Here is a 13,525-nt window from a genome sequence, read left to right on the forward strand (position 1 = left end):
TTAATATAACTATTTAGATTGTACAGCCGATTAGCTTATTACAAAACAACTATTCAGTTTGATATAGAAAGATGTTTAAAACTAAAATTCAAGCCATTATGTATGTGTTATAAAGTAAAATATATTTTTTTAGCATTAATGCTTTATTGTTTAATTAATTTATTTGCGCAACGTCAAATGGAAAAATTGGGTCGGGGTGTAGTTGCAGTTCGCAAAGGCGCAGATTCTGTTTTTGTAAGCTGGCGTATTTTAGGTACAGAACCTGATGATATTGGCTTTAACCTTTATCGAAAAACAGGAACAGAAAGTGCAAAAAAGCTCAATAAAGAGCCGATAACCAAAGGAACAAATTTTATTGATGTTGGCGTAAATACCAGTTCAGATAATAGTTATTTTGTAAAATCAATTGTTAATTCACAAGAAAATGAAAGTAGTAAAGGTTTTGTTTTAGGGGCTAAAACCCCTGTTCAGCAATATTTAAACATCCCATTAAAAACGCCCGAAGGATACACACCCAATGATGCATCGGTAGGTGATCTTGACGGGGATGGCGAATACGAAATTATCCTTCATCAAACCGGGCGAGGCCGTGATAATTCTTCGAAAGGAACAACCGATCCGCCAATTTTTCAAGCATATAAAATGGATGGCACATTGCTCTGGGAAATCAATTTAGGTAAAAATATTAGAGAAGGTGCACATTATACCCAATTTATGGTTTACGATTTGGATGGCGATGGCATTGCAGAATTTGCCTGTAAAACTGCAGACGGATCGATTGATGGAAAAGGAAAAGTAATTGGAGATTCGACTAAAGATTATCGAAATTTAAACGGAAAAATATTAGATGGACCTGAGTTTTTTACCATCTTTAGCGGAAAAACCGGAGTAGCTTTGGCTACAACTGATTACATACCTACAAGGGGAGATATTGGTGCATGGGGTGGTAAAGGTGGTAATGGTAAAAACGATAGTACAGGAAATCGAGTTGATAGATTTAATGCCTGCATCGCTTACCTTGATGGCATTCATCCAAGTGTGGTAATGTGCCGTGGTTATTATGGACGCACTGTTATCGCTGCCTGGGATTGGCGTGAAGGTAAACTCACATCGCGGTGGGTTTTCGATACAAAAAATGGTAAAAACCCTTTTTCGGGACAAGGAAACCATAACCTAACCGTTGCAGATGTTGATGGAGATGGAAAAGATGAAATTATTTTCGGTTCTATGTGTGTGGATGATAATGGTAAAGGTTTATATACCACTGGCCTTAGACATGGGGATGCAATACATGTTTCTGATTTAGATCCTGAACGCCCGGGATTAGAAGTATTTGGTGTTCATGAAATAGAAGAAGGGACACATGGTGCAGGGGTTGCTGTTTATGATGCTAAAACTGGTAAAATTTTGTGGCATGGTTCTGATGATGAAGATGTAGGCAGAGGCGTTGCCGATAATATTGATAACACTAGGGTTGGTGCCCAAATGTGGTGGTCTGGCTCAAATGGATTGTTTGATATAAAAGGCAATAGAATTGGAGAACAACCAATCTCTACTAATTTTTTAATTTACTGGGATACAGATTTATCACGAGAGCTTTTAGATGGAAACCATATTGATAAATATAATGGCAGCCGACTTTTAACCGCCAATGGAACAATATCTAATAATGGAACGAAATCTACCCCAGTATTAAGTGCTGATATTTTTGGCGATTGGCGTGAAGAATTGATTCTTAGAACTTATGATAACCAAAGCCTGAGAATTTACACCACAACCATTCCAACAGAGAATAGAAGCTACACACTAATGCACGATCCGCAATATCGTTTAAGTATTGCCTGGCAAAATGTTGGTTATAATCAACCACCTCATACTGGTTTTTATTTTGGTTATGGAATGAATAAGGCTCCAAAACCGAATATTATACTTGTAGAACCTAAGAAATTATTTAAATGAGTTATAAAATTAGTCCTATGTCGGGTTATCAACATTCATATAAAAAAAATGATTTTAATGAAAAACAAATAAGTAAACTGAGTGAATTAACTATGATGTTCTGTGAAGACACAGACCATGGGATTGGGGCTAGAATTTGATAAAATAAAAGTATAAATGAAATCAACGAAAATTAAAATACTCCTTGCAGCAGGAATAATATTGATTGCTTCTGCATTTATTAAACCCGGCAAACCAATATTGCACACCATCGGTGACTCAACTGTTCGAAATTTAAATAAGGAAACCTGGGGTTGGGGAACACCTATTGCGACTCTTTTTGATACTACAAAAATTTACGTAGAAAATAACGCCATGGCAGGCAGAAGTACAAGAACATTTCTTTCAGAAGGAAGATGGAGTAAAGTTTTAGAAACTTTAAAACCTGGAGATTTTGTAACTATACAGTTTGGACACAATGATGGAAGTGAGCCTGATACAACCAAATCGGGTAGAAGAGGAGTGTTAAAAGGAATTGGAGAAGAAACGAAAGCACTTACATGGCCTGATGGAAAAGTAGAAATTGTGCACACTTACGGCTGGTATATTCGCAAGTTTGTTCGCGAAACAAAAGCCAAAGGCGCAACGGCAATTGTAGTTTCTATGATTCCGAGAAATGAATTTAGAGAAGGTAAGGTAATTCGTGCTGATAAAGATTTTGGGAAATGGGCTGCAGAAGTAGCTCAACAGGAGCATACTTATTTCGTGGATCTAAATAAAATTACGAGTGATAAATACGATATCATGGGGCCAGAAAAAGTAAAAGCCTTTTTCCCAACAGACCATACACACACTAATTTAGAAGGTGCAAAAGTAAACGCTCAATCTGTTGTAGAAGGAATTAGAAAATTAAAAGGCTGTAAACTGAAAAACTATTTGTTATAAATTAAATAGTCGTATTGATTGCGATTTATTTGTACAAATAAATCAATTAGCTCAAATGGAATCTTAAGAAAATCAATTATCAAATGAAATTAAATAAAATATATTTAGGCTTAATCTTTTCTGGTGCATTTATTATCTTTTCTTCATTTATCATCTTAAAACAAAAAGTAAAACCAACTTTATTCTTAATCGGCGATTCTACTGTTAAAAATGGCAAAGGTAAGGGCGATGGCTCTTTATGGGGATGGGGAAGTTTTATCGAAAGTTTTTTTAATAGTGAAAAAATCAATGTAGAAAATGATGCTTTAGGCGGAACAAGTAGTAGAACCTTCCAAACAAATGGTTTATGGGGAACTGTTTTGGTAAAAATAAAAAAAGGAGATTATGTTATGATGCAATTCGGTCATAATGATAATAGCCCATTGGATGATACTGCCCGCGCCCGTGGTACCATTAAAGGAATTGGAATGGAAAGTAAAAATATTTACAACCCAATTAAGAAAAAACCAGAGACAGTTTACACCTATGGTTATTATATGCGCAAGTTTGTTGCTGATATTAGGGCTAAAGGTGCAACACCAATTATATGTTCACCGATTCCCCGTAATCCGGTTAAGGATGGTAATGTAGCTTTAGTGGATGATAGTTATTCATCTTGGGCTCAAGAAATAGCAAAGGAAGAAAAAGTAGCTTTTATCCCACTAAATCAATTGATTAAAGATAAATACTCAGCTTTATCAGCTAATGAAGTACAAGCTTATTTTACAGAAAAAGACCATACGCATACTAATGAGGCAGGTGCAAAGATAAATGCAACTTTAGTTATTGAAGGTGTTAAGGCAATGAATTCTAATAAGCTTAAAAGGTATTTAAAATAACAAACTGTTCAAAATGATTTATAGATTTTATAAAGGTGCGTGGGATAGTTAGGCTTACTTTCCATATCTATAACCACTTAAACAGGACACCACAGGTTGCCCATATTTATTTTAAATCCTATAATAGTATCTTTTAACTAGATATAAAGAATGCCTTGCATTCAAAATAAATTATGCAGATTAAAATATTGCTTTTTACCAAATGGATAGCAGCCACTATATGTTTAATTGCTGTTTTTTCAACTTGCTCTTTAGCGCAAACTATTTCGTTAAAAGGCAAATGGAGATTTAAAATTGATGCTAAAGATGAAGGGGTAAAGGCTAAATGGTATTCTTCTGTTTTGCCGGAAAGTATAAATTTGCCAGGCTCTATGGCAGAAAATCTAAAAGGAGATGATATTACATTAAAAACAAAATGGACAGGTAGCATTTACGATAGCTCTTACTATTTTCACCCACGATTGGAAAAATACCGTAAACCAGGAAACCTCAAAATCCCTTTTTGGTTAACCCCGGCTAAGCATTACACAGGTGCAGCATGGTACCAAAAAGATGTAGATATACCTGCTAACTGGCAAGAAAAACGGGTGGTTTTATCATTAGAATACTCACATTCAGAAACTCGAGTTTGGGTAGATGATGTAGAGATTGGTACACAATTTACTTTTGTGGTGGCACAAAATTTCGAGCTTCCTGCTAATTTAAAAACAGGGAAACATACAATTACTTTGCTTATTGATAATCGAATTAAAGCGATAAATGTTGGTCAAGATTCGCATAGTTTAACAGATCATACGCAAGGAAACTGGAATGGTGTAGTAGGTAAAATGTTCTTACAAGCAGGTTCTCCAGTTTATTTTGAAGATATTCAGGTTTATCCGGATTTAAAGAAAAAATCTGCAAAAGTAAAAATTGAACTTAAAGCAAATTCAACAATTTCTTCTGGAGGAAAAATCACTTTATCAGCTAAAAGTTTTAATACTAAAAATAGTATTCAGGTAAAATCGATTACTGTTCCATATCAAATTAAAAATGGAACCAATATTTTAGAAATCGATTTCCCAATGGGTGATAAAATTGCAACTTGGGATGAGTTTGACCCAGCTTTATACCGCTTAACAGCTACTTTATTAGCTAATGATGGTAAAAAAGATCAAAAGGAAATCCAATTTGGAATGAGAGAGTTTAAAGCTGTTGGTCGAAGTTTTGAAATTAACGGTCGCCCGGTTTTCTTGCGTGGAACAGTTAACAATTGCGAATTTCCGTTAACAGGTTACCCTTCAATGGATGTGGCAGCCTGGGAAAGAATTTTTAAAATTTCGAAAGCGCACGGATTAAACCACATGCGTTTTCATTCTTGGTGCCCTCCGGAAGCAGCTTTTATTGCGGCAGATTTAACAGGCTTTTATCTTCAGCCGGAAGGTCCGAGTTGGGCAAATCATGGTACATCGATTGGTGATGGGAAACCAATTGATCAATTTATATATGATGAAACTAACCGCATGACAAAGAATTATGGCAATTATGCTTCGTTTTGTATGATGGCTTATGGCAATGAACCTCGCGGGCGACAGGTAGAATATCTAACAAAATTTAACAATTATTGGAAGGCGAAAGACTCCCGAAGATTATATACAGGAGCATCAGTAGGCGGGAGTTGGCCTGTTATTCCTAATAATGAATTTATGGTTCGTGCAGGTGCAAGAGGTTTAGATTGGGGTAAAAAACCAGAAAGTATTTCTACCTATGCTAAGCAAATTGAGCAATTTACGGTTCCTTTTGTGGCACATGAGATGGGGCAATATTGCGCTTTTCCAAATTTTGAGGAAATGAAAAAATATACCGGCGTTTACAAAGCCAGAAACTTTGAAATGTTTCAGGAAGATTTAGCCGATCATAATATGGCCGATCAGGCAAAGGATTTTTTAATGTCATCGGGTAAATTGCAAGCACTCTGCTATAAAAATGAAATTGAGAAGGCTTTAAGAACACCCAATTATAATGGCTATCAATTACTGTCGTTAAACGATTATCCGGGTCAAGGAACGGCTTTAGTAGGTGTTTTGGATGCCTTTTGGGATGAGAAGGGTTACATCACTGCAAAAGAATTTAAACGCTTTAGTAATAGTACAGTGCCATTGCTGAAAGTGCCAAAGTTTGTTTATACCAATAACGAAACGTTAGATGCAGGAGTTGAAGTTGCTCATTTTGGACAAGCATCCTTAACAAATGCTAAAATTTCATGGTCGATAAAGGATGTTACGGGGATTGTGTTAGCTAAAGGAAATTTCGCTAAAAAGACTTTGCCCGTTACAAATTGTATTCAAATCGGGAATATTAGGTTTGAGCTGAATACGATTAAAAAAGCTGCTAAACTTAATTTAGAAGTTGTTATCGATGGTACTGAGTTTGCTAACGATTGGAGTTTCTGGGTTTATCCGGCAGAACTTCCTAAATTGAAAACAAACTTTTACTACACCAATAAATTGGATGAACAAGCCAAAAAGGTTTTAGATGAAGGGGGAACTGTATTTTTAAATGCCGCAGGAAAAGTGGTAAAAGGTAAAGAAGTGGTACAAACATTTTTACCTGTTTTTTGGAATACTTCGTGGTTTAAAATGCGTCCTCCGCATACTTTAGGTATTCTTTGCGATCCGAAAAATCCTGCCTTTGCTAATTTTCCTACCGAAAGTTATAGTAATATGCAATGGTGGGAGATTGTAAATAAAGCGCAGGTAATGAATCTGGAAGATTTTCCTTCAGGATTTAAACCGATTATTCAGCCGATAGATACCTGGTTTTTAAACCGCAGATTAGCTTTGGTTTTAGAGGCTAGAGTTGGCAAAGGAAAACTTGTGGTTTCAAGCGCTAATCTTAGTCCCGATTTGAAAGATGCACCTGCAGCACAACAATTATATTTCAGTTTACAACAATATATGTCATCTGATAAATTCAATCCTAAATATGAAGTTGCCTTTAATACGGTGAAAGATATATTCGAAAGCCCTTCAAAATTACAATTTGATACTTTTACAAAGGATAGTCCGGATGAATTAAAACCTAAACCAAAATCTAACTAAATAAAAATATTTGTTATCGTAAGGTGTTAAAATCTTACTCGTAAAAAAAAAATGCTTCGTGCACGATAATAATAATTTAAATATACCACAGATGAAAAAAATAAGCATAACTGCAATTTTAATTTCAACTTTAATAACCCAGCTGGTTTTTGCACAGAAACTTCCAAAAAAGAAAGAAATTTTAAAAGTTCTTAAATCGACCAATGTTTACTTTATGAATAAGTGGCCCGATGCCGGAAAATCTATATTTACCAATAGAGAAAGGCCCAGTAATATCTGGACAAGAGCCGTTTATTACGAAGGTTTGATGAAGCTTTATGAAATTCACCCTAAAAAAGAATATTATAATTACGCTGTTCAATGGGGAGAAAAACATAATTGGGGTTTAAGAAACGGTATAAAAACGCGTAATGGTGATGATCAGGCTTGCGGGCAAACCTACATTGACTTATATAATATTGATAAAAAACCTGAACGTGTAAAAGATATTAAGGCATCGATGGATTTGATGATTCAATCGGGTAAGGTTAATGATTGGACCTGGATTGATGCTTTGCAAATGGCTATGCCTGTTTTTGCTAAACTCGGTAAATTGTACAACGATAATAGCTATTACGAATACATGTATAAAATGTATCTCCACAGCAAAAATATCGAAGGTGGCGGTTTGTATAATGCGAAAGATGGTCTTTGGTGGCGAGATAAAGATTTTGTTCCACCATATAAAGAACCAAATGGCGAAGATTGCTATTGGTCGCGTGGTAACGGATGGGTAATTGCCGCATTCGTTCGAGTTTTAGAAACTATGCCTAAAGATGCTATAGGATACGATGAGTATTTAAAAACTTATCATGAAATGATCAAAGCTTTAGTTCCTTTACAGCGTGTAGATGGTTTTTGGAATGTGAGCTTACATGATCCAAATCATTTCGGAGGCAAAGAAACTTCGGGTACCGCTTTGTTTGTTTACGGTATGGCATGGGGCGTTAATCAAGGTATTTTAGATAAGGCAACTTACCTCCCAATTATATCCAAAGCCTGGAACGGAATGACAAAAGATGCAGTTCAGGAAAATGGATTTATTGGTTTTATGCAAGGAACAGGCAAAGAACCAAAAGATGGGCAGCCAGTAAGTTATACAAGCATGCCAGATTTTGAGGATTATGGCTTAGGGTGTTTTTTATTAGCAGGAACAGAGGTTTATAAGTTGAAAATTTAGTGGTTATAAAAAGCCCTTGCAGAGATAAAGTTTAATCTATAAAAAATGAAAATTGCATTTAAAATGAAGCTTAAACCAGGTTTCGGTGAAGAGTATACAAGGCGTCATAATCAGATTTGGCCGGAGTTATCTGCTCTTTTAAAAGAAAATAGCGTGAGTGATTATTCGATATTCTTAGACGAAGAAACAGATACACTTTTTGCCGTTCAACAGCAAAACGGAAACTCGTCACAAGATTTAGGTGCAAACGAAATTGTACGGAAATGGTGGGCATATATGGCCGATATTATGGAAGTAAATGCTGATAATTCTCCTAAAAGTATTCCTTTAGAAATGGTTTTTCATCTCGACTAACAATACACATGAAAAAAGTTTTCTTGCTAATTTTAGCTGGTATTTTCTTTAGTAATTTAGTTCAGGCACAATCTTCTGCCAAAGGGATGCTTAACTGGCCAAAAGTTGAAAATCAAATGAAACCATGGACAAGATGGTGGTGGATGGGAAATGCAGTTGACGAAAAAAATCTTGATTATGTTTTGCAGCAATATAAAGATGCTGGTTTGGGTGGGGTTGAAATTACGCCAATTTATGGTGCTGTTGGTTTCGAACAACAATACCTTCAGTTTTTATCTCCTCAATGGATGAATGCGCTAAATTATACTGTTAAAAAAGCCAATATTTTGGATATGGGCGTAGATATGAACACCGGCACAGGCTGGCCATTTGGTGGTCCGCAGGTAAAACCCGAGTATGCTGCAACGAAGTTGATTATCCAGAATTATAAATTAAATGGAGGAGAAAAATTAACTGAAAAGATTAAGGCGAAAGAAGCTAAGCAAGATTTTGCTGTACTTCAGGCGGTTACGGCTTATGGCTCGGAAGGAGAAACAGAAGATTTACTTTCTGCTGTTCAAAAAGATGGTTCTTTAAACTGGTCGCCAAAATCTGGAGTTTGGAACATTTATGCAGCTTTTGCCGGTAAAACCAGGCAGATGGTAAAACGTGCTGCTCCAGGTGGAGAAGGATTTACGCTTGATCATTTAGACAAAAAATCAGTTGATGTTTATTTAAAATGGTTTACAGATTCATTTAATAATAAACCGCAAGGAGTGCGGTCGTTTTTTAATGATAGCTATGAAGTTTATGGTGCAACATGGACTCCAACTTTTTTTGCCGAATTTAAAAAGAATAGAGGATATGACCTTGCTAAACATATTATGGATTTAGTTAGCAAAGATTCTACCAACGAAAGTATTGCCCGTTTAAAGTCTGATTACCGGGAAACAATGGACGAATTGCTATTAAATAATTTCACTAAAAACTGGACTAACTGGGCACATGGACTTAAATCTTTAACTAAAAATCAATCTCATGGTTCGCCGGGGAATTTACTTGATCTCTATGGAGCCGTTGACATTCCTGAAACCGAAACTTTCGGTTCGAGTGCTTTTGCAATTGCCGGGCTTCGTAGAGATTCTGCCGATATCAGAAATGTGGATCCAGATCCCATTATGAGTAAATTTGCTTCATCGGCAGCACACACAGGAGGTAAAAAATTGGTTTCATCAGAAACATTTACTTGGCTCACCGAGCATTTTAAAACTTCGTACTCACAGTGTAAACCAGAAGCTGAAAACCTATTTCTTTCGGGTATAAATCATATATTTTATCATGGTACAACCAATTCACCGGCAAATATTCCATGGCCTGGCTGGTTGTTTTATGCATCAATTGAAATGAATCCCAACAATAGTTTGTGGCCCCAGGCTCAAGGATTGAACAATTATATTGCCCGTTGCCAATCGATGCTTCAAATAGGAAAACCAGAAAATGAGCTGCTAATTTATTGGCCAATTTATGATATTTGGAACAATGCAAAAGGACTAGATATGGCCTTAAAAGTACACGATGTAGATGAATGGCTGCATCCAACTGCTTTTTACAAGTTATCGCAAGATTTAACAAAGGCGGGTTATTCCTTTGATTTTGCATCCGATAGATTATTGAGTAACACGGTTACCAAAGTTAACGAGTTGCAGACAGCGCAAAACGCATCACCCTATAAAGTATTAATTGTACCTTCAAGTTACTTCATAAATCTTCAAACTTTAGATAATATTATCAAACTGGCTAATGATGGTGCAACTGTTATTTTTCAGGCATTGCCAAAAGATGTTCCGGGCTTAAATGATTTGGAGAATAGAAGAGCAAAGCTTAAAGCTACCTTATCAAAATTTATTTTTGCTCAGTCTGGCAACGAAATTTTAACGTACAAAATAGGCAAAGGGCAAATTTTATTGACTGAGAATATTAGAATGGCACTCGCTCAGGATTCTATTAAAAGAGAAGAATTAACGGATACAGGTTTAAAGTTTATCAGAAGGAAAAATAATGAGGAAACCATTTATTATTTAGTAAACCATACCGCCAAAGATATTGATACTTATTTACCTATAAATAGCATTGGAAAGATGACTTTATTAGATCCTCAAAATGGAATGATTGGCACAGGTGCCATGCAAGGCAATAAGGTTCGTGTTCAGATTAAATCTGGGGAAACACTTTTTCTTAATGTTTCAACCAACCAATTACAAAACATAGCCTGGAATTACCTAAATAAAGAAGGAAAGAAAATCGATTTAAACAACTCGTGGTCACTGCATTTTACTGCTGGCGGACCAGAGATTCCTGCTAGCCAGAAACTGGATAAGCTTGTTTCATGGACTGAATTGAAAGAACCTAAACTTGCAGCCTTTTCAGGAACTGGAGTTTATACATCAACATTTACGTTGGCTTCAAAAACGGGTAAAGAGTATATTTTAAATCTTAATCAGGTTAATGAAAGCGCAAAAGTTTGGATTAACGGAAAGGAAGTAGGTATTTTATGGAGTATTCCTTTTCAAACCAGAATTGGCAAATACCTGAAAACAGGAAATAATACCATAAAAGTAGAAGTGGTTAACCTTATGGCTAATCGCATTCGCGAAATGGATATTAAAAAAATTCAATGGAGGAATTATCACGAAATCAATTTTGTAAACATTGATTATAAACCTTTTGATGCCTCGAAATGGTCTTTAATGCCATCAGGATTAATTGGACCGGTAACAATAACGCCTTATTATTGATTAAATAATATTTATTTTATTCGTCATTCCCATGAAAATGGGAATCGTAATGCAACAGTAACGGTTCTTAAATTAGTTTCTACTAAAGCATTATGATGCGCAGTTTAGCTAACGTCGACGTTCTATAAACGGATATTTTTAACGATCTAAGATCTAAGAAAACCTAAGCTGCTCCATGGTCCGTGTCTTAACAGAGCATAATCATTCATTCACTTAGTTTACTTACCGTTGGTGTCATTTATGTTGATTTTTATGAAATAAATTAACCCTCAGCATGACGAAAGCTCAATCATTTTTCCAATAATTGAGCTTTCGTTATATATTATTTTTTAGCGGATTTTACCACCCTGGATTTTGTAATGCTTGCTTTTGGGTTGATGATAAAGCCGAACCATTACTTTTAACCACATCTAAAAATGATTGTGGAATAGGGCGAAGGTAATCTTTAGTAGCAACAGGTTTAGCCTCCGTATTAAAGGCTGCGGTTCTGGCAACTAAAGTTTTGGTTCTGGCTAAATCTTCCCACCTCATTAGCTCGCCCATTAATTCTCTTGAACGTTCGTTTAAAATAAATGCAATGAATTTATCAGTTTGTGAAGAGGCCCCGATTTTATCATAAAAATCCTTATTAGAATTGAAAACATCTGCTTCACTATTTAAGTGCATTGATGTTAACGTGTTTGCATTGGTTACCGGAATATTGTTCGATTCGAAATAAGTATTTTTGTCAGAATATGAAGATAATGCAGTTGCATTTGTAGCAGGATTTGTTTTGTATGAAACTCCACCGTCTACATATGATTCTCTGTTTTCTCCATCTTTATATGCAGCTCGATCTCTAATTTTATTTAAATACGTAACGGCCATTGCAAATTGTCCTAATCTTCCATGAGCTTCAGCCGCAATAAGGTAGGTTTCAGCCAAGCGAGCTAAAATACCATCGCGTTGACCAAATTGGGAAGCAACTAAGTTCCTAGAACCATCCATAAATTTAGATAATGCAACAAACTGGCTTACACCTGTATTTCCATGGGCATTTAAATAACTTTGCGATTCGCCAGAAAAGTAACGCACAAACATGCTTGGTTTACGGCGACTAATATCAGTACTTAACGTTGCACTTGCAGTGGCAGGCGTATATCTGGTATCCCCTGCATTATTAACAATGTATAAAACAGATTCTTCGCCACCAACAAATTTAGCCTGACCAACCTGAGCCGGGGTAGGTGCAGTAGCCGCTGTCCATTTAGGTGCACTCGCAGGATTGTTGCTTACATATCGTGTTTTAAAGCTTTTCCAAAATCTCGAGTCATTTACACGGTCAAATACATCCAAAGCATAATCTGTAGATCTTAATCTTTGGAATTCACGCCCGCCGGCCAAATCACGAACCATGCCAGGCAAAGTTTGATAAATTGAAGGATAGTAAAGATGAATTTGGTTACCGTAACGGCCTTGAGTTGTTATGTTGTTTGAAAATTGTGCAGCTAAAATAATTTCTTTGTTTGTCTCATTTGGTCCATCAACAGTAGTAAAATTCCAAAGGTCGCTAAAATTTGTTGCAAGCGTTAAACCGCTGCTGTTAATTACAAGATCGGCAAATTTAACTGCATTTTGCAAATCAGCAGTCTTGGTATCCGTATTCCAGTCATTGTTAATTTCGCTTGCACGGAATAAGTAAGCTTTAGCTAAAAAGTGCGCAGCAGCCCATTTTGTAATTCTGCCGTTTTCGCTAACAGTTGCCGGAAGTAAATCGTAGGCTTGGGTAAAATCGGCAATTACCTGGTTATAAACTTCCTTAGCCGTATTTCTGCTAAATTCTTCCTGAACTGTTTCCGATGGTTCAAGTTTTAAAGGTACTCCACCGTATTGTTTTACAAGTTTAAAGTAATCAAAAGCCCGCATAAAATACCCTTCACCTAAGCGGGCATTTTTATTTGTGCCTTCATAGTACACAGGTACATTTTTAATCACAATGTTTGCAGAGTTAATATTACCATACATATTATCCCACAATGCGGCAATATCTCCAGAAAGTGAATTAAAATTTCCATCATAAGAATTAAACATTTGCTCGGTTCTATCGCCTCCTACTGTAAATTCATCTACCCCGTAATTGGTTGTAGTATATGCCCAGGTATAGTTAAAATGAAATTTCAAACTTTGGTACATTCCAATAACTAATCCATCCAAACCTAATGTTGTTTGAAAATCAGCTGTGTTATGCGAATTTATAACTTCTTCGTCTAAAAAACTTTTTTTACAAGAAGTCGGGACAATCAGTAGTACGGTCAATAGAACTGCCCCTGATATTAAATTTATAATCTTTTTCATAAT

The 13,525-nt window shown here is 35.9% G+C and carries 8 protein-coding genes; 7 read left to right on the plus strand and 1 reads right to left on the minus strand.

Features of this window, described 5'->3' with window-relative positions; all coding sequences use genetic code 11:
* Positions 1-177: 177 nt before the first annotated feature.
* From ACFOUY_RS18200 to ACFOUY_RS18230, 7 genes are all read left to right on the plus strand, one after another.
* Positions 178-1,959, plus strand: coding sequence for a rhamnogalacturonan lyase (locus tag ACFOUY_RS18200; protein WP_378962663.1), 1,782 nt, complete (start codon positions 178-180; stop codon positions 1,957-1,959).
* A 156-nt stretch (positions 1,960-2,115) separates the two neighbouring features.
* The gene (locus ACFOUY_RS18205) at positions 2,116-2,883 is read left to right on the plus strand and encodes a rhamnogalacturonan acetylesterase (protein ID WP_378962664.1); all 768 of its coding nucleotides are present in this window, start codon (positions 2,116-2,118) and stop codon (positions 2,881-2,883) included.
* A gap of 83 nt (positions 2,884-2,966) precedes the next feature.
* A complete protein-coding gene (locus ACFOUY_RS18210) occupies positions 2,967-3,761 on the plus strand; it encodes a rhamnogalacturonan acetylesterase (protein WP_378962665.1) in 795 nt (264 codons plus the stop codon).
* Between the two features lie 173 nt (positions 3,762-3,934).
* On the plus strand, positions 3,935-6,841 hold the full coding sequence (locus tag ACFOUY_RS18215; protein ID WP_378962666.1) for an exo-beta-1,4-galactosidase: 2,907 nt from the start codon (positions 3,935-3,937) through the stop codon (positions 6,839-6,841).
* A gap of 91 nt (positions 6,842-6,932) precedes the next feature.
* Positions 6,933-8,060: a glycoside hydrolase family 88/105 protein gene (locus ACFOUY_RS18220; protein ID WP_378962667.1), complete on the plus strand. Its 1,128-nt coding sequence runs from the start codon at positions 6,933-6,935 to the stop codon at positions 8,058-8,060.
* Positions 8,061-8,105: 45 nt separating this feature from the next.
* A complete protein-coding gene (rhaM, locus tag ACFOUY_RS18225; RefSeq protein WP_378962668.1) occupies positions 8,106-8,414 on the plus strand; it encodes an L-rhamnose mutarotase in 309 nt (102 codons plus the stop codon).
* Between the two features lie 8 nt (positions 8,415-8,422).
* Positions 8,423-11,188, plus strand: a complete 2,766-nt coding sequence (locus tag ACFOUY_RS18230) for a glycosyl hydrolase (protein WP_378962669.1) — start codon at positions 8,423-8,425, stop codon at positions 11,186-11,188.
* A gap of 339 nt (positions 11,189-11,527) precedes the next feature.
* Here ACFOUY_RS18230 and ACFOUY_RS18235 read toward each other — a convergent pair whose 3' ends face one another.
* Positions 11,528-13,522, minus strand: a complete 1,995-nt coding sequence (locus ACFOUY_RS18235) for a RagB/SusD family nutrient uptake outer membrane protein (protein WP_378962670.1) — start codon at positions 13,520-13,522, stop codon at positions 11,528-11,530.
* Between the last annotated feature and the right edge of the window lie 3 nt (positions 13,523-13,525).

Source organism: Pedobacter jamesrossensis (genome assembly GCF_042650905.1).
Lineage (GTDB): Bacteria > Bacteroidota > Bacteroidia > Sphingobacteriales > Sphingobacteriaceae > Pedobacter > Pedobacter jamesrossensis.

What these genes read in the sequence shown, in the direction of transcription:
- ACFOUY_RS18210 (WP_378962665.1), top strand. Translation starts at nt 2,967, where the DNA reads ATGAAATTAAATAAAATATATTTAGGCTTAATCTTTTCTGGTGCATTT.
- ACFOUY_RS18220 (WP_378962667.1), top strand. Translation starts at nt 6,933, where the DNA reads ATGAAAAAAATAAGCATAACTGCAATTTTAATTTCAACTTTAATAACC.
- ACFOUY_RS18200 (WP_378962663.1), top strand. Translation starts at nt 178, where the DNA reads ATGGAAAAATTGGGTCGGGGTGTAGTTGCAGTTCGCAAAGGCGCAGAT.
- ACFOUY_RS18230 (WP_378962669.1), top strand. Translation starts at nt 8,423, where the DNA reads ATGAAAAAAGTTTTCTTGCTAATTTTAGCTGGTATTTTCTTTAGTAAT.
- ACFOUY_RS18215 (WP_378962666.1), top strand. Translation starts at nt 3,935, where the DNA reads ATGCAGATTAAAATATTGCTTTTTACCAAATGGATAGCAGCCACTATA.
- rhaM (WP_378962668.1), top strand. Translation starts at nt 8,106, where the DNA reads ATGAAAATTGCATTTAAAATGAAGCTTAAACCAGGTTTCGGTGAAGAG.
- ACFOUY_RS18205 (WP_378962664.1), top strand. Translation starts at nt 2,116, where the DNA reads ATGAAATCAACGAAAATTAAAATACTCCTTGCAGCAGGAATAATATTG.
- ACFOUY_RS18235 (WP_378962670.1), bottom strand. Translation starts at nt 13,522, where the DNA reads ATGAAAAAGATTATAAATTTAATATCAGGGGCAGTTCTATTGACCGTA.